We start from the raw sequence: 24,300 nt of genomic DNA on the forward strand, positions 1-24,300 counted from the left end.
TCTTACAAGGGAACACCGAGCCTTAGCGAGGTGCCGACAGGCGGGGCAGAGCCCTTTGCTTACTTTGGGGCTTTTCCAAAGTGAGTCGCTGTAAGAGCGAAACCATAAGTAGCCGTTACCTAAAAAACGGATATACACACAACAGCCACGTAAAGATTCCGTATAGATTCAACCCAAGCCATAACGTTTACGTCGTCTCTATTGAGCAACTAATCCCCCCTAAACTACTGTGAACTCCACACCAATCACCCCCGCAGGAAGTCATCGTGGAAAGTTCAACTTTAGGCATGATCGTCCTCTCAATGATCGCCCTGTTCGGCGCCGCCGCCTTTTGCTTCGAACAACTCGCCACCCGCGAATCAAAGAAAAAGAAAGCCAAATAAGCTGATCATCAAAAGCAGCAGAACCCCAGACTTTCAAGGGATACCCCACCCCCGGGCTATCCCTTGTTTTCGTTCGCCCACCACAAATCCATCTATACACCGTCTTAATACCCGCACCGGCAATCAGTGCCCGAACTTGATACCCAACCTCTTAACCTCCCCGCGTCCGCAATCGCGGCTTATTAATCAGGGGAGTTCCACCGTGCTCACACTCAAGTTCATCTATATCGCCAGCGGCTTATGCGCCGTCGGGCTGTTCGCTTATCTGGGCTACGCCCTCATCCGCGCCGAAAAGTTCTAGGGAGCCCGCCATGTTAGACGTGATTTTTATCGCCCTCTCCCTGGTGTTTTTCGCCGCGACAGCCATGGCCATTGTCGCCATGGGCAAGATTTGAACGGAGCCTCGACATGCTAAGCACTTTGCTGGAATTTGCGCTGGTCCTGGCCTTGATGACCGGGCTCGCCGCGCTGATGGGCAAGTGGCTGACCCGGGTCTTTACCGGGACCCGCCATGCCCTGCCGGAACGCTGTACCTATCGCCTGCTGGGCATTGACCCGCACGAAACCATGGGCTGGGCCCGCTACGGCTCCGCCCTGCTGCTGTCGAACGCGGCGATGATGCTGCTCGGCTACCTCATCCTGCGTTTGCAGGCGGTGATGCCGATCAACCCCCTCGGGCTGGCCGCGCAAACCCCGGACCTGGCGTTCAACACCGCCGCGTCCTTTATTACCAACACCAACTGGCAGGCGTACTCGGGCGAAACCAGCCTGTCGAACTTCAGCCAGATGGCGGTGATCACCTTCCTGATGTTCGTCGGCGCCACCTCGGGCGTGGTCGCGGCCGCCGGTTTTATCCGTGGCCTGAGCCGCTCAAGCTCGGCGGATATAGGCAACTTCTGGGTCGACTTCACCCGCACCCTGTACCGCGTGATGCTGCCGCTGTGCGTGGGCATGGCGCTGGTCTATGTGTGGCAAGGCATGCCGCAAACCTTCGCTTCACAAGCGCTGGCCACAACGCTTGAAGGCGCACAACAGCAGTTGATTGTCGGCGCCGTGGCGAGCTTCGAATCAATCAAGCATATCGGCACCAACGGCGGCGGCTTCTTCAGCATGAACGCCGCGCACCCGTTCGAGAACCCGACACCGCTGACCAACGCGCTGCACATCCTCAGCATGTTGCTGATCCCGTCGGCACTGACTTACACCTTCGGCAGCATGCTGCTGCAACGCCGTCAGGGCTGGGTGTTTTTCGGCACGTTCCTGGTGATGTTCTTAGGCTTCCTCGCGCTGGTGTATGGCGCCGAGCAAAACGGCAACCCGCTGCTGACCCAGGCCGGTGCCAACCAGACGCTGTCCATCGAGCAAAGCGGCGGCAACATGGAGGGCAAGGAGCTGCGTTTCGGCATCGCCGACAGCAGCCTGTTTATCGCCACCACAACGGCTGCCACCACCGGCTCGGTCAACGCGATGCACGACTCATTGACCCCCATGGGCGGCTTCGTGCCCCTGGCGCAGATGATGCTCAACTGCGTGTTCGGCGGCGACGGCGTGGGCTTTATCAACCTGATCCAGTACGCGCTGCTGACGGTGTTCCTGGTGGGCATGATGATCGGCCGCAGCCCGGAATTCCTCGGCAAGAAGATCGAGGCCCGGGAGATGAAACTGGTGATGCTCTCGGTGCTCGCGCACCCCATCAGCATCCTCGGTTTCACCGCCCTCGCCGCCCTGTGGCCCGACACCATGGCCAGCCTCAACAACCTCGGCCCGCACGGTTTCAGCGAGGTGCTCTACGCCTACACCTCCGGCACCGCCAACAACGGGTCGGCGTTCGCCGGGTTGAACGCCAACACGCCGTTTTTCAACACCACCATTGGCCTCGCGATGTTGATCGGACGCTTCTTCACCATGCTGCCGATGCTGGCCGTGGCCGGTTCCCTGGCGATGAAAAAGACCGTGCCTGCCGGCGCCGGCACCATCCCCACCGCGACCCCACTGTTCATGGTGCTGGTGGTGTTTGTGGTGCTGGTAGTGGGCGGCCTGACTTTCCTGCCGGCCCTCGCGCTCGGCCCGCTGGTGGAGCAACTGCAGTTGCTGTCCGGCCAGACGTACAACTAAGGACACCTTGATGACGACTCAATCGATATTCAAAGGGCTGTTGCGCCCGGTGCTGGTTTCCGCGGTGTTTTTCATGGCGCTGACCGGCCTCGCGTATCCGGCCTTCACCACCTTGGCTGCGCAGTTGCTGTTCCCGTTCCAGGCCCAGGGTTCGCTGATTGAACGTGACGGGCTGGTAATCGGCTCAGCGTTGATCGGCCAGGATTTCACCCAGCCCGGCTACTTCCATGGCCGCCCGAGCATGACCCTCGGCGCCGACCCGCAAGACCCAAGCAAAAGCGTGTCGCAGCCGTACAACGCAGGCTCAAGCGGCGCCAGCAACCTGGGCCCTACCAGCCAGAAACTGGTGGACCAGGTCGCGGCCCGCGTTAAAGCCTACCGCCAGGACAACGGCCTCGCCGCTGACGCCCAGGTACCGGTGGATGCAGTCACCGCCTCCGCCTCCGGCCTGGACCCGCATATCTCGGTAGCCAACGTGCGAATCCAGCTGGCACGGGTCGCCCGCCTGCGGCAGATCCCGGAAGCCGACGTGCTGCAACTGGTGAACGAAAACACCGCTAGCCGCACCCTCGGCTTGCTCGGCGAACTACGGGTCAATGTGCTGCAACTCAACCTCGCGCTGGACGCCCGCCTGCCTCTGCGTCAGCCCCCTATTGCGGCCAGTGAGTAAGAGATTCCCCCATGATCAAGAATGCTCGTTTACCTCTGTTTGACCGCGCCATCGTGCTCACTGCCTGCGCCGATGCGTTCAAGAAACTGCTGCCCCAGGCGCAGTGGAAAAACCCGGTGATGTTCGTGGTGTACCTGGGCAGCCTGCTCACCACGCTGCTGTGGTTCCAGTCCCTCGGTGGCCAGGGTGAAGCGCCCAGCGGGTTTATCCTCAGCATCTGCTTGTGGCTGTGGTTCACCGTGCTGTTCGCCAACTTCGCCGAAGCCCTGGCCGAGGGCCGCAGCCGGGCCCAGGCCGCCAGCCTGCGGGGGATGAAACGCCAGACCCTGGCCAAGCTGCTGCAACAACCCAAGCACGGCGCGGCCTGGCTGCCCACCGAAGCAACGCTGTTGCGCAAGGACCAGGTGGTGCTGATCGAAGCCGGCGACCTGGTGCCGCTGGACGGCGTGGTGATCGAAGGCGTGGCCTCGGTGGATGAAAGCGCAATCACCGGCGAATCGGCGCCGGTGATTCGTGAAGCCGGTGGCGACTTTTCCTCGGTCACCGGCGGCACCCGCGTGCTGTCGGATTGGCTGGTGGTGCGCATCAGCGTCAACCCGGGCGAGTCGTTCCTCGACCGCATGATCTCCATGGTCGAATCCGCCAAGCGCCAGAAGACGCCCAATGAAGTCGCCCTGACGATTTTACTGGTGGGCCTGACCCTGTTGTTCCTGCTGGTGATCGCCACCCTGAGCCCGTACTCGATTTTCGCCGTGGCCATGAGCGGCAGCGGCAGCGTGGTCAGCGCCACGGTGCTGGTGGCGTTGCTGGTGTGCCTGATCCCCACCACCATCGGCGGCCTGCTCTCGGCCATCGGCGTGGCGGGCATGAGCCGGATGATGTCGGCCAATGTGATCGCCACCTCGGGCCGAGCGGTGGAGGCGGCGGGTGACATCGACGTGTTGCTGCTGGACAAGACCGGCACCATCACCCTGGGCAATCGCCAGGCCAGCAGTTTCCTGCCGGCGCCGGGCATCAAGGAAGCCGAGTTGGCCGACGCCGCGCAGTTGGCCTCCCTGGCCGACGAAACCCCGGAAGGCCGCAGCATCGTGGTGTTGGCCAAGCAGAAATTCGACATCCGCGCGCGGGACATCAACGCCCTGGGCGCAAGCTTTGTGCACTTCACCGCGCAGACCCGCATGAGCGGCGTCGACCTGCCCGAAGGCCGAGGCATCCGCAAGGGCGCAGCGGATGCCATCCGCAGTCATATAGAAGCGTTGGGCGGGAGTTTTCCGGCAGCCCTGCAGGCCAAGGTCGACGAAGTATCGCGCCGCGGCAGCACCCCGCTGGTGGTGTCCGACGGTGCAAAAGCCCTGGGCGTGGTGGAGCTCAAGGACGTGGTCAAGGGCGGCATCAAGGAGCGTTTTGCCGAACTGCGGCGCATGGGCATCAAGACCGTGATGATCACCGGCGACAACCGGCTGACCGCCGCCGCGATTGCGGTGGAAGCCGGCGTGGATGACTTCCTCGCCGAGGCGCGCCCGGAAGACAAGCTGCAACTGATCCGCGACTACCAGGCCCAGGGCAAGCTCGTGGCCATGACCGGCGACGGCACCAACGACGCACCGGCGCTGGCCCAGGCCGACGTGGCGGTGGCGATGAACAGCGGCACCCAGGCGGCGAAAGAGGCCGGCAACATGGTCGACCTCGACAGCAACCCGACCAAGTTGATCGAGGTGGTCGAGGTCGGCAAACAGATGCTGATGACCCGCGGCGCGCTCACCACCTTCAGCGTGGCGAATGACGTGGCGAAGTACTTCGCGATCATCCCGGCGGCGTTTGTCGCGACGTACCCGCAACTCGGCGCGCTGAACGTGATGCACCTGACCAGCCCCAACTCGGCGATTCTCAGCGCAGTGATTTTCAACGCGCTGATCATTGTTGCGTTGATTCCGCTGGCACTGCGCGGCGTGACCTATCGCGCGATTGGCGCGGCGGCGCTGCTCAATCGCAACCTGCTGATCTATGGCCTGGGCGGCGTACTGGTGCCGTTTGCCGGGATCAAGCTGATTGACATGGTGCTGACCGGGCTGGGCCTCGTGTAGCACCCGATCCACTGTAGGAGCGAGCTTGCTCGCGAAGGGCGTCAACGATAACGCGGGAAACCTGACACCCAACGGCGCTCTCCTGTTTTTCGCGAGCAAGCTCGCTCCTACAGTCCATTTGAGGAATGACATGCCCGCATTAAATGAAGAACGCCCCGACCCCGACGCCCTCCTCGCCCGGGTCCAGCAGGAAGAACAGGCCGCCTTGCGCGGCAAATTGCGTATCTACTTCGGCTCCAACGCCGGCGTGGGCAAGACCTGCGCCATGCTCGACGCAGCGCAACGGGAAACCAGCCTCGGCCGCGACGTACTCGCCGGCGTGGTGGAAACCCACGGCCGCCAGGAAACCGCCGACCTGCTCGACGGCCTCGAACAACTGCCCCGCGCCCAGCGCCTGCACCGCGACTTTGCCCTCACCGAATTCGACCTCGACGCCGCCCTGCAACGCCATCCCGCCGTGCTGCTGGTGGATGAACTGGCCCACAGCAACGTGCCCGGCTCACGCCACCCGAAACGCTGGCAAGACGTGGAAGAACTGCTCAGCACCGGCATCGATGTGTGGACCACACTCAACGTCCAGCACCTGGAAAGCCTTAACGATCTGGTGAGTGGGATCATTGGCATTCGGGTGCGGGAAACCGTACCCGACCACGTGTTCGACAACGCCCACGAAGTGGTGGTGGTCGACCTGCCGCCGGATGACCTGCTGCAACGTTTGAAGGACGGCAAGGTGTACCTGGGCCCCCAGGCCGAGCGCGCGTCGCGGCACTTTTTCCGCAAGGGCAATTTATTGGCCCTGCGGGAACTGGCCCTGCGCCGCACCGCCGACCGGGTCGACACACAAATGCGCGTGTACCGTCGCGAACAGTCGATCAAGACCCTGTGGCCCGCCCGCGAGCGGTTGCTGGTGGGCGTGGCCGGTGACGCCGGGGATGAGCGCCTGGTGCGCGAAGCAGCGCGCCTGGCGCAAAAGCTTGAGGCGGACTGGATCGTAGTGCACGTCGCTGCAGCCCAAGGTCGCGGCGCCAAGCGTTACCTCACCGCGATGAAAACTCTGGCCCTGGCCGCCGAATTCGGCGCCGACACCGCAACATTGCCGGGCATGGACGTCGCCGAAGCGCTGGCCGCGTGTGCCCGGGAACACAACGCCAATCGCCTGGTGCTCGGCCATCACCCGCGCCGGGCGTGGCGGTTCTGGCATCAGTCGGTGGGCGACCGGATCAGCCGGCACCATCCACAGATCGACCAGATCGTGATCGCCCATGGCGTGTTGCCGGGCACGGCTCCCGTCATTGAAAAAACCGCACCCGCACCTGGCCGAACCCTGGCCTATATCTGGGCCACCCTCGCCTGTTTCACCGCCAGCGCCATCGCCTCGCTGCTGCTGCAAGTGTTCGAGCTGGCCAACGTGGTGATGCTGTTCCTGCTCACGGTGGTGCTGGTGGCCCTGCGCTTTGGACGCGGCCCCGGCGTCTGGGCGGCGATGCTGGCGGTGCTGTGTTTCGACTTCTTTTTCGTCCAGCCGCGCTACTCATTTACGGTCAATGACACCCAGTATTTCTTCACCTTTGCGCTGATGCTCGGCATCGCCCTGATCACCGGGCAACTCACCGCCCGCCTGCGCCACGAAGCCCGCACCGCCGCCGCCCGGGAGCGCCGCGCCACCTCGCTGGCACGCCTGGCCCGCGACCTGTCGGCGGCGCTGACCGTGGAGCAGATCAGCGAAGTGGCGCTGCGCACCTTCAGCGGCGTGTTCGAGGCGCGGGTCGGCCTGGCCTTGCCGGACGCCGCCGATGGCGTGCACAGCGTGGGCGCGGGCGGGCTGCCGATCGACGACAGCATCGCCCAATGGACCTACGACCACGGCCAGTCCGCCGGCCAGGGCACCGACACGTTATCCGCCGCCAAGGGCTGCTACCTGCCGCTCAAGGCACCGATGCGCGTGCGCGGCGTGCTGGTGCTGGAACTGGCGCAAAGCGAACGCTTGAACGAGCCCGAAGAACGCCGCCTGCTGGAGGCCTGCATGAGCCAGTTGGCGATTGCCCTGGAGCGTGTGCACTTCGTTGAAGTGGCGCAAAGCACGCTGGTGCAGATGGAAGGCGAAAAGATGCGCAACACCCTGCTCGCGGCGATTTCCCACGACCTGCGCACACCGTTGACCACCCTGATCGGCGCTGCCGACACCGCCCTGCCCCATGCGCCGCCGGGGCCGCTGACCGAGTTACTGCACGGCATTCACGAGCAGGCGACCTCAATGCAACGCCTGATCGAAAACCTGCTGGACATGGCCCGCATGCAAGAGCGCGGCGTGCGGCTCAACCGGCAATGGCATTCCCTGGAAGAGATCGTCGGCAGCGCCCTGCGCCAATTGCGCGAACCACTGGCCCGGCATGTGCTGCATGCCACGCTGGACCCGCAGTTGCCACTGGTGGAAGTCGACGCGCTGCTGATCGAACGGGTGCTGGTCAACCTGCTGGACAACGCTGCCAAGTACACCCCGGCTTGCACGCTTATCACCGTGGCCGCCAGTGCCGTGTCGGACAGCATCCTCCTGGAAGTCAGCGACACCGGCCCGGGCAGCGCGCCGGCCAATCTGTTCGAACCGTTTGCCCGTGGCCAGCAGGAATCCTCCGTCGCCGGGATCGGCCTGGGCCTGGCCCTGGCCAAACGCATCGTCGAAGCCCACGGCGGGCGCATCGAAGCCAAGCCTGGCCGCGAGCGCGGCATGCATTTCGTCATCACTTTACCGGCGGGCACCCCGCCCTCAATGGACGCCCTATGAGCACTGCACGCATTCTGATTGTTGAAGACGAGGCCAATATCCGCCGCTTTGTCGGCATCGCCCTGCAGGATGAGGGCTTCCAGGTGTTCGAGGCCGACAGCGTCAAGCGCGCGTTGATCCACGCCTCCAGCCGCCAGCCGGACCTTGTGATTGTCGACCTCGGCCTGCCGGATGGCGACGGCAAGCAGTTGATCAGTGAGCTGCGGGGCTGGCTGGCGGTGCCGATCCTGGTGTTGTCGGCACGGGATCGCGAAGAAGAAAAAGTCGCCGCCCTGGACGCCGGCGCCGACGACTACCTGACCAAACCTTTCGGCGTGCCCGAGTTGCTCGCGCGCATCCGTGCGCAACTGCGTCGACACGGGCAAACCGGTACGGTGGCGGCCACCAGCAAAGTGGCGTTTGGCGAGATTGAAGTGGACCTGGCGACCCATGAAGTGTGGCGCCAGGGCCAACCGGTGCACCTGACGCCTATCGAATACCGCCTGCTGTGCGCGATGATCCGCGGGCAGAGCCGGGTGCTGACCCATCGCCAATTATTGCTGGAAGTGTGGGGCCTGGATTACGTGGACCGCGCCCACTATCTGCGGGTGCATATGGCGCATCTGCGGCAGAAGCTGGAGGCGGACCCGGCCCAGCCGCAGTACTTCATTACCGAGTTGCAGGTGGGCTACCGGCTGGTGGGGTTGTGAACAGATGCGCGGCGGCGAAGTCGACAAATACGCGTATTTTCGGTGACAGGTGCCGGCTGGACGGCCACAGGGCCCAGAACTGGCCCTGGTCGTCGGAGTGGCCGTCGAGCACGGTTTCCAGTTGGCCCTGGGCGAGGGCCTCGCGGGCCAGGAAGTCCGGCACGTAGGCAATGCCATGGCCATCCATTGCAGCCCTGAGCATGGCCTCCATATTGTTCAAGGTCAGGGCGGTGGGCAGGCGCAATTGGGTGATGGCCGGGTTGGCGGACAAGGTCCAGTCCATGATTTTTCCGGTGGTGGCGAAGCGGTAACGCAAACACGGGTGGTGCTCCAGGTCGCCCAGGGATTGCGGCCGACCGTTGGCGCGCAGGTACTCGGGCGACGCACACAACACAAACCTGAACGGCCCGAGCTTGCGGGCCATCAAGGTCGAATCCGCCAGGCCGCCGCTGCGGATGACCACGTCGAACCCCTCCTCGATCACGTCCACCAGATGATCGTTGAAATCCAGCTCCAGCTCGATCTCCGGGTAGGCTTTGCGGAACGCCACCATGTGCGGAAAAAGGAACCGATAGCCAATGGTGGGCAGGCTGACCCGCAGCTTGCCCCGGGGTGCCTGCATCGCATGGGAAAGCATGGCGCGGGCGTCTTGCAGGTCGTCGATAATTTTCCGACAGCGTTCGTAGAACAACTGGCCTTCGGCGGTGAGGCTGACCTTGCGCGTACTGCGGTGCAACAGCCGCACATTCAGCGACGCCTCAAGCTTGGCGACATTCTTGCCCACCGCCGAGGCGGAAATCCCCATCGCCCGGGCCGCGCCGGTGAAGCTCAAGGCTTCTGCCGTTTTTACGAAGGCGAGCACACCGCTCAGGTTATCGGTCACGTCATTGCATCCATCAAGTCCGTTATGAACGGAATGTAAGCCCGTTTATCCACGATTGCATCCTGATTAGAGTCTTTAAATCTTCAGACCTGCGGGAATGCCCCATGAACACTGCAACCGAATCCGCGCCCGACCATGGCCGCTATTCCATCCTCGCGGCGATTTGCCTGGCGGCCCTGGTATTGCCCATGAGCTTCACCGGCGGTGCCGTCGCCACGCCCTTTATCGGCCAGTCCTTTGCGGCCCAGCCAAGCCAACTGGCGTGGATCACCAACGCGTTCATGCTGAGTTTCGGCAGCCTGTTGATGGCCGCCGGCACCCTCGCCGATCTTTATGGGAGAAAGCGTCTGTTCCTGTGGGGCATGGCGCTGTTTGCTGTGGTCTCCCTGCAGCTGGCAGCGGCGCCGGGCATTTTCTGGCTGGATGTATTGCGCGGGGTACAGGGCGTGGCAGCGGCCACCGCATTGGCCAGTGGCTGCGCCGCCCTCGCCCAGGAGTTTGACGGCCACGCCCGCACCCGCGCCTTCAGCTTGTTGGGCACGACGTTCGGCGCCGGCCTGGCGTTTGGGCCGTTGCTCTCGGGGTTGCTGATCGAACACTGGGGCTGGCGCGCGATTTTCCTCGGCACCGCCCTGCTCGCCGGCCTCTCGCTGCTGTTTGCCGCGCCGAAAATGCGCGAAAGCCGTGACCCGCAAGCATCGCGCCTGGACACTCCTGGCGTGCTGACGTTTTCGGCGATGCTGGTGGCCCTGACCACGGCGGTGATCCTGGCCCCGGAGCATGGCTGGGCGTCGCCGCTGGTTGATTCACTGCTGGTGGCGGCGGCAGTGTTTTTGCTGGTGTTTATCGTCGTCGAAAACCGCTCAAGCCAGCCGATGCTGGACCTGCGGCTATTTCGCTTCCCGCGTTTTCTTGGCGTGCAACTCCTGCCAATCGGCACCTGCTACTGCTACATCGTGCTGATCGTGTTGCTGCCCCTGCGGTTTATTGGTGTGGAAGGCACCAGCGCGCTGGAGGCGGGCCTGATGATGCTGGCGCTGTCGGCACCGATGCTGGTGGTGCCGATGATCGCCGCCGCCCTGACACGCTGGCTGCCTTCCGGCGTGTTGTGTGCCATTGGCCTGCTGATCGCGGCGGCGGGCCTGTGGGGGTTGAGCCTGGCTGAGCAGCCCGGGCAAACCGTCGCTGCGATGCTGGTGATCGGGATCGGCACCGGGCTGCCGTGGGGCTTGATGGATGGCCTGGCGATCAGCGTGGTGCCGAAAGAGCGCGCGGGAATGGCGGCGGGGATTTTCAATACGACGCGCGTTGCCAGTGAAGGCGTGGCGCTGGCGATTACGATGGCGGTGTTGGGGGCATTGGTGGCGCATCACCTGAAGGGTCGCGCGGGGGTCGACGTTTCAGTGATTGCCCAAGGCTTGGTCATGGGTAACGTGCAACTGGCCTCGGCGGTCATCCCGCTGGAAGCACTGCGCAGCGCCTACATCGCGGGGTTCAACACCTTGCTGCAACTGCTCGCGGGACTCACCGTGCTGACGGCGATGGTGGTTCTGGTCTTCATGGGGCGAAACAGCATTGCGCCAGTGCAAACCGAGCCGGGGGTTCAGTCGTTGAGCTGAATCCCGGGCACAAAAAAGCCCGCTCAATGAGCGGGCTTTGCGTGGTACCTGGCGTTCAGCATTCCAGGTGACCTGAATATGGCGCAGCGGACGGGACTCGAACCCGCGACCCCCGGCGTGACAGGCCGGTATTCTAACCGACTGAACTACCGCTGCGCGTAACACTAAGAAGCGAATGGTGGGTGATGACGGGATCGAACCGCCGACCCTCTGCTTGTAAGGCAGATGCTCTCCCAGCTGAGCTAATCACCCTTCACTTTCGGTGTGGGGCGCATTCTATAGCAATTTTTCGTAATGTCATGATTTAAATGCAATTTATTTAAAATATTTTGCCTGTGACTGCGCGCACCCCGCAAAACCGGCGCTTTGGGTGCAAACGCGAGTCTATTGCGTTTGCCCAAGCCTTGGCCCCACAATTAACAATTATTCTCAATAACACCTGGGTCGCGCCTTATGTCTGTGGGTGAACCGCCGTTCCAACGGGAGATTACCGAGTTGTACAGCGAGCATCACAGCTGGCTGTTCACTTGGTTGCGCCGAAAACTGGGCTGTACCCACAACGCCGCCGACGTAGCGCAGGATACCTTCGCGCGGATTCTGCACACGCGCGAATCGGTGACCGGCATTCGCGAGCCCCGGGCCTATTTGAGCACCACTGCCCGGCGGCTGATCATCGACCAGGCCCGGCGCAAGCAGATTGAGAACGCCTACCTTCAGGAACTGATGCTGACGGTGGAGACCCTGGAAGGGTTTCAGTCGCCTGAACGGCTCCACGCCACCCTGGAAGCCCTTGAGCACATCGCCTTCATTCTTGAAGGCATGCACGACAACATGCGTCAGGCGTTTGTGCTGTATTACCTCGAAGACCTGACCCAGCAACAAATCGCCCGCCAACTGAAACTGTCGGAGCGTACGGTGCGCAAATACCTGATCCAGGCCCTGCTGCATTGCAGCCACAGCGTGGACATCTGAGCCGCGCATGACTGATTCCCGCCAACAGATCGACGAACAAGCCGCCGAATGGATGATTCGCCTGCACGAAGGCGAATTGACCGAGGCCCAGCGCCAGGCGTTCGAACGCTGGAAGCAGCAAGGCCCGCAACACGCGGCCTCAGCGGCACGCATGGAAGGCGTGGTTGCGCGGATGCAGGCCCTGCGCGGGCAAAAAGCCCCGGCGCGGGCGGCCTTGAATGCGGCGTTTCCACGGCATGGAAAAACCCGCAAGCACTACGGCCGCGCACTGGTATTGGCTTGCAGCCTGGCCCTTCCCGCCGCGGCGCTGCTTTACAGCCCTTACCCACAACAGTGGATGGCCGATGTGCACAACGGCCCCCACGAATGGAAAACCCTGCGCCTGGCGGACGGCTCCACGCTCACCCTGAACGGCATCAGTGCGGCAAACCTGCACTTCGACAGCCGGCAGCGGCGCATCGAATTGCTGCAAGGCGAGATCCTGGTGGAAGTAGCTCACGATCGCGAGCGGCCATTTGTGGTGCAGACCACCCAAGGCACCTTGCGCGCGTTGGGCACACGATTTGTGGTGAAGCGCGAGGGTGATGTCACCGTATTGAGCATGCTCGAATCCCGCGTTGCCGCCCAAAGTGCGAATGGCCAGCAGACCCTGGAAGTGGACGCGGGCTCACAGGCGCGGGTCAGCAAGGATGCAGTGCGCCTCTCGGGCAGCGTCGATACGGCGAGCGTCAATGAAGCCTGGCATCGCCACCAACTGGTGGTGGATAACCGGCCGCTGCCGGAAGTGCTGGACGAAATCGCCCGTCACCGTTCAGGGCGCTTGCAGTTTGATCGAGCCGCACTGGCGAACCTCAAGGTCTCCGCCGTACTGCCTCTGGACGACACCGACCGCACCTTGCAGATGCTGGCCCAAACCCTGCCCATCAAGCTGAAAACCTTTACGCCGTGGCTGATGATCGTCAGCCCGAGTGCCGAGAGCAAAAAATAATTATTCGCATTGCTTCCGCTTTTTTTCGGGCTGCCCGTCAAGGAAGGTATATCGATCACTAAAGGACTGCCCTCGCCATGCCCGCCCGTTCCCACCCTCGCAGACGCCTGCTGAGTTGCGCACCGCTGACCCTTACATTGCTCGCGACGACGTTGCTGGATATCCACCTGGCCCAGGCCGACACGGTAAACGTTGCGGCACACGCCTACGACATCCCCGCCGGGCCGCTCGGCGCCACCCTCAATCGGTTTGCCCAGCAGGCAGGCGTGGCGATTGTGTTCCAGTCCCACAACCTGGAAGGGCTGAACGGGCCTGGGCTGAAAGGCACTTACAGCGTGGACGCAGGGTTCGACAGGTTGCTTCAGGGCAGCGGCTACCGGGTGATCAAAGGCGACCAGGTGTATGCAGTGGAAGCCATTCCTGCGGCCACTGGCGCCATGGAACTGGGCACCACTCAAGTCAGCGCCAACCAACTCGGCACGGTTACGGAGGGCACCGGTTCCTACACCCCAGGTACCATCGCCACCGCCACCCGCCTGGTGCTGACGCCACGGGAAACACCGCAATCGATCTCGGTAGTGACCCGCCAGGTGATGGACGATTTCGGCCTGACGGCCATCGACGATGTGATGCGCCACACACCCGGCATTACCGTATCGACCTATGACTCCGAGCGGACCAACTACTATTCCCGCGGTTTCTCCATCGTCAACTTCCAATACGATGGCATCCCGACCCTACGTGACACCCAGTACTCGGCAGGCCAGACCCTGACCGACATGGCCATTTATGACCGCGTCGAAGTGCTCAAGGGAGCTACCGGCCTGCTCACCGGTGCGGGCGGCGCCGGCGGCACCATCAACCTGATTCGCAAGAAGCCTACCGCCGACTTCCAGGGCAACATCGAACTCGGCGCCGGGACCTGGGACAACTACCGCACACAGGTTGACGTCAGTGGCCCGCTGACCGAAACCGGAAACGTGCGCGGCCGGGCAGTAGCGGCCTACCAGGACAAAAAATCTTTCCTCGACCACTATTCACGCAAGACCGGCGTTTACTACGGCATTCTTGAAGTAGACCTGGACGAAGATACCCTTCTGACGCTGGGCGCAGACTATCAGGACAGTGATCCAAAAGGCTCCAGCTGGACGGGCTCGCGTACCGTCTTCGACCCCATGGGTAACCGCCTTAACCTGCCGCGCTCATTCAATAACGGCCCGAAATGGAGCTCCTGGGCACAGTACAGCCGCACGGCGTTCGCCACCCTCGAACACACCTTCGACAATGGCTGGGTGACCAAAGGCCAGTACCACCATCAGGTCAACGGCTATGACTCGCCCTTGGGCTACATTTCCCAGGACAGCGCAACCGAGAGTTCGATCTGGGCGCAAAAGTACACCGGCGAAACCACCGCCGATAGCCTGGATGTCTACGCTTCGGGGCCATTCGAATTGTTAGGCCGCGAACACCAACTGGTGGTGGGCCAGTCACTGTCCATCTCCAAATGGAAAGGCAAGGACTATGGCAGAGCGACCTATTTTGATAACTCCTATGACTTTTACCAGTGGCATGGTGAAGCGATTGAGCCGCTGTGGAACCAACCCACCAAGATCAATGATCTGACCACCCGCCAGACGGGGTCGTACATCACGGGACGCTTCAGCCTGATGGACGAACTGCACCTGTTGCTGGGAGGCAGGGTCGCCAACTACCAAGTCACAGGCACCCGAGAGAGCCAGGAGAGCGGCAAGGTTGTGCCCTATGCCGGCCTGGTGTATGACCTCAACGACAACTTCTCCACCTACGCCAGCTACACCGAGATCTTCCAGCCCCATACCGAGTACACCGACCGTACAGGCAAGATGCTTGACCCCAATGAGGGCAAGAACTATGAACTGGGTATCAAAGGCGAGTTCTTCGGCGGGCGCCTGAACACCAGCCTCGCCTATTTCGAGGTGCATGAAAAAAATCGCCCGCTGGCCGACACACTCTTCAACTCGATTCCGGGAAACGACCGAGCTTATGTAGGCACCGAGACCAAGACCAAAGGCTACGAAGCGGAAATCTCCGGAGAACTTAAACCCGGCTGGCAGCTGCAGGCGGGCTATACCCACAAAATCGCACGTGATGCCGAAGGCGAGAAAGTCTCCACGTGGGAGCCGCAAGACCAGATCAGCTTCTACACCAGCTACAAACTCAAAGGCAGCCTGGACAAACTCACCCTCGGCGGGGGCGCACGCTGGCAAAGCGCTGGCTGGCAGACTCTCTACAACAGCGGCAAACAGGCGTCCGAGAAATTCACTCAAGACCCGTACTGGCTGGTGGATCTGATGGCACGCTACCAAGTCACTGAAAACCTCTCAGCGACCCTCAACGTCAACAACCTGTTCGATAAGGTGTACTACACCAATATCGGCTTCTACACCTCGGCCTACTACGGCGACCCGCGCAATGTGATGGTTACCACCCGCTGGGATTTCTGAACCCAATAAAAAACGCCCCCGATCACTGCACGTGATCGGGGGCGTTTTTATGTCCAAGGCTTTTTACAAACCCCAGACAGCAAAAAGCCCGCTCGATGAGCGGGCTTTCCGTGGTACCTGGCGTTCAGCGTTCCAGGTGACCGAATATGGCGCAGCGGACGGGACTCGAACCCGCGACCCCCGGCGTGACAGGCCGGTATTCTAACCGACTGAACTACCGCTGCGCGTAACACTAAGAAGCGAATGGTGGGTGATGACGGGATCGAACCGCCGACCCTCTGCTTGTAAGGCAGATGCTCTCCCAGCTGAGCTAATCACCCTTCACTTTCGGTGTGGCGCGCATTCTACGGAGCGACCCAGGGTCTGGCAAGCACTTTCTTAAATAATTTTTTTCAGGCCTTCCAATGGCTTAGCGAGGGTTGGCCTATGGCGCCATGAGGAGAATAATGCCCCCCTTTGTATATAAGGAGAGACTCACCCCATGTGGTTCAAAAACCTGCTTATCTATCGCCTGACCCAAGATCTGCCTGTTGATGCCGAGGCGTTGGAAACTGCACTGGCCACCAAACTGGCGCGCCCTTGTGCAAGCCAGGAGTTGACCACTTACGGTTTCGTCGCCCCTTTCGGTAAAGGCGAAGACGCGCCCCTGGTGCACGTCAGCGGTGATTTCCTGCTGATCGCGGCGCGCAAGGAAGAACGTATCCTGCCGGGTAGCGTGGTGCGTGACGCGGTGAAGGAAAAGGTCGAAGAGATCGAAGCCGAGCAAATGCGCAAGGTCTACAAAAAGGAACGCGACCAGATCAAGGATGAAATCATCCAGGCTTTCCTGCCGCGCGCGTTTATCCGTCGCTCGTCGACCTTCGCCGCCATCGCGCCGAAACAGGGCCTGATCCTGGTGAACTCGGCCAGCCCGAAACGTGCCGAAGACCTGCTGTCCACCCTGCGTGAAGTGATCGGCACCCTGCCGGTTCGTCCGCTGACCGTGAAGACCGCGCCAACCGCCATCATGACCGACTGGGTCACCACCCAGAAGCCGGCCGATGACTTCTTCGTGCTCGACGAGTGCGAACTGCGTGACACCCACGAAGACGGCGGCATCGTGCGCTGCAAGCGCCAGGACCTGACCGGCGAAGAGATCCAGCTGCACCTGACCACCGGCAAAGTCGTGACCCAATTGTCCCTGGCCTGGCAGGACAAGCTGTCCTTCATGCTGGACGACAAAATGACCGTCAAGCGCCTGAAGTTCGAAGACCTGCTGCAGGATCAGGCTGAACAGGACGGCGGCGACGAAGCCCTGGGCCAACAAGACGCCAGCTTTACCCTGATGATGCTGACGTTCGGCGACTTCCTGCCCGCGTTGGTGGAAGCCTTGGGCGGTGAAGAGACCCCACAGGGCATCTAAACACCAGCCTTATGTGGACACAGTCAATGTGGGAGCTGGCTTGCCTGCGATGCGGGCACCTCGGTTTATCAGGAGAAACCAGGTGATGCTATCGCAGGCAAGCCAGCTCCCACAGTTGATCGGGTTAGCACTTCCAGCATTCTAATAACAAGGACCCTCCCCATGCGCGCACTCGCCGCCTTGAGCCGTTTCGTCGGCAATACCTTCGCCTACTGGGTGCTGATTTTTGCCGTGCTCGCGTTCCTGCAACCGGCCTGGTTTATCGGCCTCAAAGGCGCCATCGTGCCGCTGTTGGGCCTGGTGATGTTCGGCATGGGGCTGACCCTCAAACTTGAAGATTTCGCTGAAGTCGCGCGCCACCCGTGGCGCGTGGCATTGGGTGTGGTCGCGCATTTCGTGATCATGCCTGGCGTTGCCTGGCTGCTATGCCAGGTCTTCCACCTGCCGCCGGAAATTGCCGTCGGCGTGATCCTCGTCGGCTGCTGCCCAAGCGGCACGTCCTCCAACGTCATGACCTGGCTGGCCCGGGGCGACCTGGCGCTGTCGGTGGCCATTGCCGCCGTCACCACCCTCCTCGCCCCACTGCTGACGCCCGCGCTGATCTGGCTGCTGGCTTCGGCCTGGTTGCCGGTGTCGTTCATGGAGTTGTTCTGGTCGATCCTGCAAGTGGTGTTGCTGCCGATCGTGCTTGGCGTGGTGGCGCAGCGGTTGCTGGGCGCCCGAGTGCGGCATGCGGTGGAGGTATTGCCGTTGGTGTCGGTGGTCAGCATCGTGGCGATCGTTGCCGCGGTAGTGGCCGCCAGCCAGGCGAAGATTGCCGAGTCGGGCCTGCTGATCATGGCGGTGGTGATCCTGCACAACAGCTTTGGTTTCCTGCTGGGCTACTTCACCGGCCGCGTGTTCGGGCTGCCCCTGGCGCAACGCAAATCCCTCTCGCTGGAAGTGGGCATGCAGAACTCCGGCCTGGGCGCTGCCTTGGCGAGCGCGCACTTCTCGCCACTGGCCGCAGTGCCGAGTGCGCTGTTCAGTGTCTGGCACAATATTTCCGGGGCATTGCTGTCGACGTACTTCCGGCGGATGAGCGAAAAGGAAGACCGCGATCAGTTGGCGCACAAGTCCGAAACTTGATCACCTGATCAATATTCGGCACTCTAGCGACCTTCGCGGGGACGACCTCGCGACGCCATCAAGCGATTAATCAGGGGACGACCCCACCTTGCAAGGGAGGTCATCATGTCCTGGATCATTCTGTTTTTTGCCGGACTGTTTGAAGTCGGTTGGGCCGTCGGACTGAAATACACCGACGGTTTCAGCAAGCCACTGCCCACGGCCCTGACCATTGCCGCCATGGCCATCAGCCTTGGCCTGCTGGGGCTGGCCATGAAGGAGTTGCCGCTGGGCACCGCCTATGCCATCTGGACCGGTGTCGGTGCAGTGGGCACGGTGATTGCCGGGATTATCCTGTTTGGGGAATCCATGGCACTGTTTCGGCTGGCCAGTGTGGCGTTGATCATTTGCGGGCTGATTGGGCTGAAGATCAGCGCTTAGGCCACTCGCGCTATCGCGGGCAAGCCCGCTCCCACAGTTGGAATGTGTTCACACATCAAAATGTGGGAGCTGGCTTGCCTGCGATGGGGCCAGGGAATCCAACAAAAAACTACCTGACACTCCCACGCAACTTCCCCACCACCCCATGCAACGCCTCGGGCGTCGCCGCCTCCACCGTCACCGGCGCGCCGGCCACCAGCGTCACCCGTGACCAGATGCGGTGAAAGAAACCCTTGTTCGGGTCACGACTGAAGAAACTCCCCCACAACCCCTGCAACGCCATCGGAATCACCGGCACCGGCGTCTCTTCAAGAATCCGCGTCACCCCGCTCCGGAACTCGTTCATCTCGCCATCAGAGGTCAACTTGCCTTCCGGGAAGATGCACACCAACTCGCCGTCTTTCAAATACTGGGCAATCCGCTGGAAGGCCTTTTCGTAGATCTGGATATCCTCATGCCGCCCGGCAATCGGCACCGCCCCGGCGGTACGGAAGATGAAGTTCAACACCGGCAGGCGGTAGATCTTGTAGTACATGACAAAGCGAATCGGCCGACGCACCGAACCGGCAATCAGCAGCGCATCGACAAACGAGACGTGGTTGCACACCAGCAGCGCCGCGCCCTCGTCCGGAATCAGCTCAAGGTTTTTATGCTCGACGCGGTACATGGAGTGGCCCAGCAGCCAGATCATGAAACGCATGGTGAACTCGGGCACGATCTTGAAGATGTAGGCGTTGACCGCGATGTTCAGCAGCGACACCACCAGGAACAGCTCTGGGATCGACAGCTTGGCCACGCTCAGCAGCAGGATCGACACAATCGCCGAGACCACCATGAACAGCGCGTTGAGAATATTGTTGGCCGCGATCACCCGCGCCCGCTCGTTCTCGGCAGTACGCGACTGGATCAGCGCGTACAACGGCACGATATAGAAGCCGCCGAATACGCCGAGGCCGAGGATATCGAACAACACCCACCACGCCTGGCCGTAGCTCAGCACCTCGATCCAGTCGTTGGCCTGGACGTTCTGCGGGAAACCGCCGGAATGCCACCACAGCAGCAGGCCGAACACGGTCAGGCCGAAGGAACCAAACGGCACCAGACCGATTTCCACCTTACGCCCGGACAACTTCTCGCACAGCATCGAGCCCAGGGCGATGCCCACCGAAAACACCGTGAGGATCAGCGTCACCACGGTCTCATCGCCGTACATCCACTCCTTGGCGTAGGCCGGGATTTGCGTCAGGTAGATCGCGCCGACAAACCAGAACCACGAGTTGCCGACAATCGAGCGCGACACTGCCGGCGTCTGCCCCAGGCCCAGCTTCAAGGTAGCCCAGGACTGGCTGAAGATATTCCAGTTCAGGCGCATCTCGGGGCTGGAAGCCGCCGCCCGCGGAATGCTGCGGCTGGCCAGGTAGCCCAGCACCGCAATCCCCACGATGGCCGTCGAGACCACCGGCGCGTAATGGGTGGAGGACATCATGATCCCGGCGCCGATGGTGCCGGCCAGGATCGCGAGGAACGTGCCCATTTCCACCAGGCCGTTGCCGCCCACCAACTCATCCTCATGGAGCGCCTGGGGCATGATCGAGTACTTCACCGGCCCGAACAGGGCCGAATGCGTGCCCATGGCAAACAGCGCCAGCAGCATCAGTTCCAGGTGGTTGAACATGAAGCCCACCGCGCCCACCGACATGATCACGATCTCGCCGATCTTGATCACCCGGATGAGCGCGTCCTTGTTGAATTTCTCGCCAAATTGCCCGGCCAGGGCCGAGAACAGGAAGAACGGCAGGATAAACAGCAAGGCGCACAGGTTGACCCAGATCGAGCGTTCGCCCTCGATGGTCAACTTGTAGAGAATCGCCAGGATCAACGACTGCTTGAAGATATTGTCGTTGAACGCCCCGAGGGACTGGGTAATGAAGAACGGCAGGAAGCGCCGTTTGCGCAGCAAAGTGAATTGCGAGGGGTGGCTCATCGTCCGTGTTCCTGCGTGGCCTGAGACTGTTATTGCCTTTAGGCTGTTATAGAAAGTCAGGCCACGACTTTACCTAATCCCGATTACTTATTCGCTAGTCCTGCAATGCAGGGCGATACAAAAAGCTCGCCTTTATAGGCGCCCTGCACAGTGCGCTTGGCCACGATCAACCACATCAGCGCCAGCGCCGCCACCAACCCACAGCCTGCGATGCTGAAAAAATTCAGGTGCAGGGTGCTCGCCAGCTTCAGCGTGGCCAGCGAGTACACGCCCAACGGGAAGGTAAATCCCCACCAGCCGAGGTTGAACGGAATGCCGGCCCGCAGGTAACGCACGGTGATCAGCACCGCGATCAACATCCACCACAAGCCGAAGCCCCACAGGGTTATGCCGGCGATCAGACCAATACCATTGGCCATTTCACCGACGCCGGGCAAACCGTTCGCCGCAAAGACGGCCGGCGCATCACCGCCCAGCACCAGCATGCCCAGGGCGCCGGTGCCGATAGGGCCGAGCGCCAGCCAACTCGACGCGGCCATATTGGCGTGGGGCAGTTTATGCAGGGCCATGCGCAGCATCAGGATGGTCAGGATGCTGAACGCCACCGGCAGCGAAAACGCCCACAACACGTAGCTGGTCACCAGCATCACCAGTTGCGAATGAGCGTCGGCCAGGTGCGGCGCCAGCAGGCCACCGCTGGCGGCTGCAACTTCGGCAGCCACCACCGGCAACAGCCACACGGCAGTCATCTGGTCGATGCTGTGTTCCTGGCGGGTGAACATCATGAACGGGATCAACACTCCGCAAGCCAGTGCCATCGCCACGTCCAGCCACCACAGCACTTCGGCCAGGTGCACCACGCCAGCGCCCCAACGTGGGAGACCGAACAGCAGGAAGCCATTGATGATGGTCGCCAGGCCCATAGGGATGGTGCCGAAGAACATCGACACCGTGGAGTGCCCGAAAATGCGCCGGGCCTCGTGGAAGAACATCACCCAGCGCGCCGCATACAGCACGCTGAACAACACAAACAGGCCGATGGTAAACAGCCACAGCCCTTCGGCCACGGCATGCAAGCCCGGCACGTTGACCGGCAATTGCGCCAGCGCCAACGCCAGCACCCCGGTGCCCATGGTGGCGGCGAACCAGTTGGGGGTGAACTGGCGAATCACTTCCCGGGGACGGGTCAGGTGACTGAAAGGTTTCAAGCGGCTGTGAAGCGTATTCGGGCAAGTCATGGTGAATTCCTCTTCCTCGCATGAGGTTGAGACCATGGTAGAACCGAATAGAATATCTATATAACGGGTAATATCTCTAACTGTTATCTGTTTTGCAGATATACAGTTAAACGCTGCCTTCAGATTCAATCACCAGGATCCGCGCCGGGCCCTGTGGATGAGCCACATGCTCGGTGCCGACGCTGGCATAGAAGATGTCGCCTACCTGAAGCAAGGCCATCTGTTCGGCGCCATTTTCGCGGTAGTGCATCTGCACCTGGCCATCGAGCACAACGAACACCTCTTCCCCATCGTTGACGTGCCAGCGATAGGGCTGGTCGGTCCAGTGCAAACGGGTGGTGATGCCGTTCATGTTGGCGATGTCCAGCGCCTCCCAGGCGCGGGTGCCGGTGAAGTCTTTGCTGCGGATGATCTTCATGGATGAATCCCAAGGCATACAGGTGGCGGATTATTACCGAATCAACTGCCCGCCGTCGCCCTGCTCCTGGCCAGATCCTGCAACAGCAGCGCCACCAAAGCGCCGAGCGCCAGTACGATCAGCACTACGCCATAACCGTCCGTGGTGGCGATCAAGCCGAAGCTGCGGGTGAGGTTGCCCGCCAGCAGCGACGGCACACAGAACGCCAGGTAACTCAGCACATAGAACGCCGACATCAAACCGGCCCGTTCATGGGGCAAGGCCAACGGCAAGACGCTGCGCAGTGCGCCGAGGAATCCCGAGCCAAAGCCGCCGCCGGCAATCAGCGTGGCGACAAAAAACAGCGGCAGGCTGGCGCTGTGGACGGCCGTGAGGATCAGCGCAACCCCCACCGCCAGCAGTACCGCGCCCAAGCGCAGGACCTTGTCTGCCGGGCGGTTGCGCAGGCTGAAGATCATCACGGCACCGCTCAGGGTCAACACCGCGACAAGCCCGCCACCGATCAGGTTCGAGGTGGAGCCGGTCGCCGCCCGCACCAGCGAGGGCGCCAGGGACAGGTAAAAGCCGCCCATGGCCCACACCGCCACGTCCACCGGCAACGAGATCCACAACGCACGCCGCGCCTGGGGCGGCACATGCAAGGTGGGCCACAGCGAGGCCAGCGCGCCGGGAATCCGGCTGACCGTTTCCGGCAGGCGCCAGACGTAGAGCGCCTGGGCCAGCATCAAGCCGAGCAAGGTCCAGTAGATCAACGTGGTTGGCATCGGCGCGAACTCCACCAACAGGCTGCAGCCCATAGCGCCACAGGCCATGCCCAGCAAAGGCGCTACGCTGTTGACCAACGGGCCTTGCTGGCGGTCGGTGTCGAGCAGCGCGGCGCCCAATACGGCAGTGGCCATGCCGGTGGCAAAACCTTGTACCGTGCGGGCGGCAATCAGCCAGTCGACGCTGTCGGCATTGATAAACAGCAGCATCGCCAGCATATCCAGGAGCAGCGCGGCGAAAATCACCGGCTTGCGTCCCAGGTGGTCCGACAAAGAACCTACCGTCAGCAACGCAGCCAGCAGGCTCAAGGCGTAGATGCCGAACACCAGGGTCAGCATCGCAGCCGAAAAGTGCAGGCCTTCCTGATAGAGGTGGTACAACGGCGTCGGCGCGCTGGAGGCGGCGAGGAACGTCAGCAAGGTGATCGCCAGGAACACCAGGCTGGAACGATGGGAAGTAACGCTGGACATGGGCACGCTCCGCTAAAGCTAATATTTTGCTTTTGCTGAGTGTGCTACTGGAGGGCGCTTAAAGCAAATTCTTTGTGTTAAGGTTTTACGCATGGCGATAAAAGAAGGCCTCCGCCCGGGGGGCCGTAGTGCCCGGGTACAAGAATCCGTTCATTCGGCTGTGCGTGAATTGCTCGAGGAGCAGGATCGCTCCAGCGTGACTGTGCCGCAGATAGCCACGCGCGCCGGCGTCACACCCTCGACCATCTACCGCCGCTGGGGTGACCTGGCTGCGCTGCTGGCTGATGTCGCCATGGCTCGTCTGCGTCCGGACAGTGAGCCGGCCAACACTGGCAGCCTGCGCGGAGACCTGCGGGCCTGGGGTGAGCAATATCGCGATGAAATGAGTTCGGACCTGGGTCGCGAGATGATGCGTGATGTGCAATGCAGCCAGGCGCCGGGGTATTGCGTGGGGATTCTCACCGGGCAGTTGGAGATGATTCTGGATCGCTATCCGGGCGACGCTGAAACTGCGCCCAGTGTGGACCGGCTGATTAACCTGATCGTCGCGCCCACCGTGTTTCGCAGTCTGTTTTCTACCGTGCCGCTGCAGGTGGAAGAGCTGCATGAGTTGATTGAGTTGGCTTTGCGGCGGTGAGTGGGGGTTGTGGGTTGGGTGTATATCCGTTTTTTGGGTGATGGCTTCGATTGGTTCCGCTCTTACAGCGGCTCACTTTTGAAAAGCGCAAAAGTAAGCAAAACGCTCTTGCCCCACCACTCGGCACCTCGCCTAGGCTCGGTGTGCCCTCAGCTCCGGCATTACTCCGC

Annotated in this window: 19 protein-coding genes and 4 tRNA genes; 14 read left to right on the forward strand and 9 right to left on the reverse strand. The window is 61.8% G+C overall.

The genetic code is table 11. The features are described from left to right. The first annotated feature begins 585 nt into the window (after positions 1 to 585). The 6 genes from kdpF (at position 586) to HX875_RS30505 (ending at position 8,723) form a co-directional block, all read left to right on the forward strand. The gene (gene kdpF, locus HX875_RS33305; protein WP_003219423.1) at positions 586 to 684 is read left to right on the forward strand and encodes a K(+)-transporting ATPase subunit F; all 99 of its coding nucleotides are present in this window, start codon (positions 586 to 588) and stop codon (positions 682 to 684) included. Between the two features lie 107 nt (positions 685 to 791). After that, positions 792 to 2,498 carry a potassium-transporting ATPase subunit KdpA gene (gene kdpA / locus HX875_RS30485; protein WP_177048485.1) on the forward strand — a complete coding sequence of 569 codons (1,707 nt, stop codon included), beginning with the start codon at positions 792 to 794 and terminating at the stop codon, positions 2,496 to 2,498. 10 nt (positions 2,499 to 2,508) lie between these two features. Next, the gene (kdpC, locus tag HX875_RS30490; RefSeq protein WP_177048487.1) at positions 2,509 to 3,168 is read left to right on the forward strand and encodes a K(+)-transporting ATPase subunit C; all 660 of its coding nucleotides are present in this window, start codon (positions 2,509 to 2,511) and stop codon (positions 3,166 to 3,168) included. 11 nt (positions 3,169 to 3,179) lie between these two features. Next, a complete protein-coding gene (kdpB, locus tag HX875_RS30495; RefSeq protein WP_177048490.1) occupies positions 3,180 to 5,252 on the forward strand; it encodes a potassium-transporting ATPase subunit KdpB in 2,073 nt (690 codons plus the stop codon). Between the two features lie 130 nt (positions 5,253 to 5,382). Next, a complete protein-coding gene (locus tag HX875_RS30500; RefSeq protein WP_177048492.1) occupies positions 5,383 to 8,034 on the forward strand; it encodes a sensor histidine kinase in 2,652 nt (883 codons plus the stop codon). Continuing rightward, complete coding sequence (locus HX875_RS30505; RefSeq protein WP_177048495.1) at positions 8,031 to 8,723, forward strand: response regulator; 693 nt, start codon at positions 8,031 to 8,033, stop codon at positions 8,721 to 8,723. The genes HX875_RS30500 and HX875_RS30505 overlap by 4 nt, the downstream gene beginning before the upstream one ends. Here the strand turns inward: HX875_RS30505 and HX875_RS30510 are convergent. Next, positions 8,683 to 9,606, reverse strand: a complete 924-nt coding sequence (locus tag HX875_RS30510; protein ID WP_177048497.1) for a LysR family transcriptional regulator — start codon at positions 9,604 to 9,606, stop codon at positions 8,683 to 8,685. The two genes, HX875_RS30505 and HX875_RS30510, sit on opposite strands and share 41 nt — an antisense overlap. A gap of 104 nt (positions 9,607 to 9,710) precedes the next feature. Between HX875_RS30510 and HX875_RS30515 the strand changes: the two genes are divergently transcribed. Continuing rightward, positions 9,711 to 11,225 carry an MFS transporter gene (locus HX875_RS30515; protein ID WP_177048499.1) on the forward strand — a complete coding sequence of 505 codons (1,515 nt, stop codon included), beginning with the start codon at positions 9,711 to 9,713 and terminating at the stop codon, positions 11,223 to 11,225. A 79-nt stretch (positions 11,226 to 11,304) separates the two neighbouring features. Here the strand turns inward: HX875_RS30515 and HX875_RS30520 are convergent. Both HX875_RS30520 and HX875_RS30525 read right to left on the reverse strand, forming a co-directional pair. After that, positions 11,305 to 11,381, reverse strand: a tRNA-Asp gene (locus tag HX875_RS30520). Between the two features lie 20 nt (positions 11,382 to 11,401). Then, positions 11,402 to 11,477, reverse strand: a tRNA-Val gene (locus HX875_RS30525). A 201-nt stretch (positions 11,478 to 11,678) separates the two neighbouring features. Between HX875_RS30525 and HX875_RS30530 the strand changes: the two genes are divergently transcribed. The 3 genes from HX875_RS30530 to HX875_RS30540 all read left to right on the forward strand — a co-directional run bounded on the left by HX875_RS30530 (position 11,679) and on the right by HX875_RS30540 (position 15,668). Continuing rightward, positions 11,679 to 12,197, forward strand: coding sequence for a sigma-70 family RNA polymerase sigma factor (locus HX875_RS30530; protein ID WP_177048512.1), 519 nt, complete (start codon positions 11,679 to 11,681; stop codon positions 12,195 to 12,197). 7 nt (positions 12,198 to 12,204) lie between these two features. Then, complete coding sequence (locus HX875_RS30535) at positions 12,205 to 13,185, forward strand: FecR family protein (protein WP_177048513.1); 981 nt, start codon at positions 12,205 to 12,207, stop codon at positions 13,183 to 13,185. Positions 13,186 to 13,262: 77 nt separating this feature from the next. Next, positions 13,263 to 15,668, forward strand: a complete 2,406-nt coding sequence (locus tag HX875_RS30540; RefSeq protein ID WP_177048515.1) for a TonB-dependent siderophore receptor — start codon at positions 13,263 to 13,265, stop codon at positions 15,666 to 15,668. Positions 15,669 to 15,815: 147 nt separating this feature from the next. Here the strand turns inward: HX875_RS30540 and HX875_RS30545 are convergent. Both HX875_RS30545 and HX875_RS30550 read right to left on the reverse strand, forming a co-directional pair. Next, a tRNA-Asp gene (locus HX875_RS30545) sits at positions 15,816 to 15,892 on the reverse strand. Positions 15,893 to 15,912: 20 nt separating this feature from the next. Next, positions 15,913 to 15,988 (reverse strand) — tRNA-Val (locus HX875_RS30550). 161 nt (positions 15,989 to 16,149) lie between these two features. Here HX875_RS30550 and rdgC point away from each other — a divergent pair. The 3 genes from rdgC (at position 16,150) to sugE (ending at position 18,618) form a co-directional block, all read left to right on the forward strand. Continuing rightward, on the forward strand, positions 16,150 to 17,070 hold the full coding sequence (rdgC, locus tag HX875_RS30555) for a recombination-associated protein RdgC (protein ID WP_008430455.1): 921 nt from the start codon (positions 16,150 to 16,152) through the stop codon (positions 17,068 to 17,070). Positions 17,071 to 17,232: 162 nt separating this feature from the next. Then, entirely contained in the window at positions 17,233 to 18,198 is a 966-nt protein-coding gene (locus HX875_RS30560) for a bile acid:sodium symporter family protein (RefSeq protein WP_177048517.1), read from the forward strand. A gap of 105 nt (positions 18,199 to 18,303) precedes the next feature. Beyond that, the gene (gene sugE, locus HX875_RS30565; protein ID WP_010166396.1) at positions 18,304 to 18,618 is read left to right on the forward strand and encodes a quaternary ammonium compound efflux SMR transporter SugE; all 315 of its coding nucleotides are present in this window, start codon (positions 18,304 to 18,306) and stop codon (positions 18,616 to 18,618) included. Positions 18,619 to 18,727: 109 nt separating this feature from the next. On the opposite strand, the gene HX875_RS30570 is transcribed toward sugE, so the two are convergent. The 4 genes from HX875_RS30570 to HX875_RS30585 form a co-directional block, all read right to left on the reverse strand. Then, positions 18,728 to 20,602, reverse strand: a complete 1,875-nt coding sequence (locus HX875_RS30570; protein WP_177048519.1) for an MFS transporter — start codon at positions 20,600 to 20,602, stop codon at positions 18,728 to 18,730. A gap of 83 nt (positions 20,603 to 20,685) precedes the next feature. Further along, a complete protein-coding gene (locus HX875_RS30575) occupies positions 20,686 to 21,840 on the reverse strand; it encodes a TDT family transporter (RefSeq protein WP_177048521.1) in 1,155 nt (384 codons plus the stop codon). A gap of 106 nt (positions 21,841 to 21,946) precedes the next feature. Next, complete coding sequence (locus HX875_RS30580) at positions 21,947 to 22,258, reverse strand: cupin (protein WP_177048523.1); 312 nt, start codon at positions 22,256 to 22,258, stop codon at positions 21,947 to 21,949. 41 nt (positions 22,259 to 22,299) lie between these two features. Beyond that, entirely contained in the window at positions 22,300 to 23,493 is a 1,194-nt protein-coding gene (locus HX875_RS30585; protein WP_177048525.1) for an MFS transporter, read from the reverse strand. Between the two features lie 91 nt (positions 23,494 to 23,584). On the opposite strand from HX875_RS30585, the gene HX875_RS30590 reads away from it, so the two are divergent. Continuing rightward, positions 23,585 to 24,130 (forward strand): TetR/AcrR family transcriptional regulator, encoded by a 546-nt coding sequence (locus tag HX875_RS30590; protein WP_177048527.1) that lies wholly within the window; start codon positions 23,585 to 23,587, stop codon positions 24,128 to 24,130. Positions 24,131 to 24,300: the final 170 nt, after the last annotated feature.

Source organism: Pseudomonas yamanorum, from assembly GCF_013386765.1.
Lineage (GTDB): Bacteria > Pseudomonadota > Gammaproteobacteria > Pseudomonadales > Pseudomonadaceae > Aquipseudomonas > Aquipseudomonas yamanorum_A.

Bases quoted from the DNA above. Each gene is read 5' to 3' on its own strand.
- kdpA (WP_177048485.1), top strand. From the start codon at position 792: ATGCTAAGCACTTTGCTGGAATTTGCGCTGGTCCTGGCCTTGATGACC.
- kdpC (WP_177048487.1), top strand. From the start codon at position 2,509: ATGACGACTCAATCGATATTCAAAGGGCTGTTGCGCCCGGTGCTGGTT.
- kdpB (WP_177048490.1), top strand. From the start codon at position 3,180: ATGATCAAGAATGCTCGTTTACCTCTGTTTGACCGCGCCATCGTGCTC.
- HX875_RS30500 (WP_177048492.1), top strand. From the start codon at position 5,383: ATGCCCGCATTAAATGAAGAACGCCCCGACCCCGACGCCCTCCTCGCC.
- HX875_RS30505 (WP_177048495.1), top strand. From the start codon at position 8,031: ATGAGCACTGCACGCATTCTGATTGTTGAAGACGAGGCCAATATCCGC.
- HX875_RS30515 (WP_177048499.1), top strand. From the start codon at position 9,711: ATGAACACTGCAACCGAATCCGCGCCCGACCATGGCCGCTATTCCATC.
- HX875_RS30530 (WP_177048512.1), top strand. From the start codon at position 11,679: ATGTCTGTGGGTGAACCGCCGTTCCAACGGGAGATTACCGAGTTGTAC.
- HX875_RS30535 (WP_177048513.1), top strand. From the start codon at position 12,205: ATGACTGATTCCCGCCAACAGATCGACGAACAAGCCGCCGAATGGATG.
- HX875_RS30540 (WP_177048515.1), top strand. From the start codon at position 13,263: ATGCCCGCCCGTTCCCACCCTCGCAGACGCCTGCTGAGTTGCGCACCG.
- rdgC (WP_008430455.1), top strand. From the start codon at position 16,150: ATGTGGTTCAAAAACCTGCTTATCTATCGCCTGACCCAAGATCTGCCT.
- HX875_RS30560 (WP_177048517.1), top strand. From the start codon at position 17,233: ATGCGCGCACTCGCCGCCTTGAGCCGTTTCGTCGGCAATACCTTCGCC.
- sugE (WP_010166396.1), top strand. From the start codon at position 18,304: ATGTCCTGGATCATTCTGTTTTTTGCCGGACTGTTTGAAGTCGGTTGG.
- HX875_RS30570 (WP_177048519.1), bottom strand. From the start codon at position 20,602: ATGAGCCACCCCTCGCAATTCACTTTGCTGCGCAAACGGCGCTTCCTG.
- HX875_RS30575 (WP_177048521.1), bottom strand. From the start codon at position 21,840: ATGACTTGCCCGAATACGCTTCACAGCCGCTTGAAACCTTTCAGTCAC.
- HX875_RS30580 (WP_177048523.1), bottom strand. From the start codon at position 22,258: ATGAAGATCATCCGCAGCAAAGACTTCACCGGCACCCGCGCCTGGGAG.
- HX875_RS30585 (WP_177048525.1), bottom strand. From the start codon at position 23,493: ATGTCCAGCGTTACTTCCCATCGTTCCAGCCTGGTGTTCCTGGCGATC.
- HX875_RS30590 (WP_177048527.1), top strand. From the start codon at position 23,585: ATGGCGATAAAAGAAGGCCTCCGCCCGGGGGGCCGTAGTGCCCGGGTA.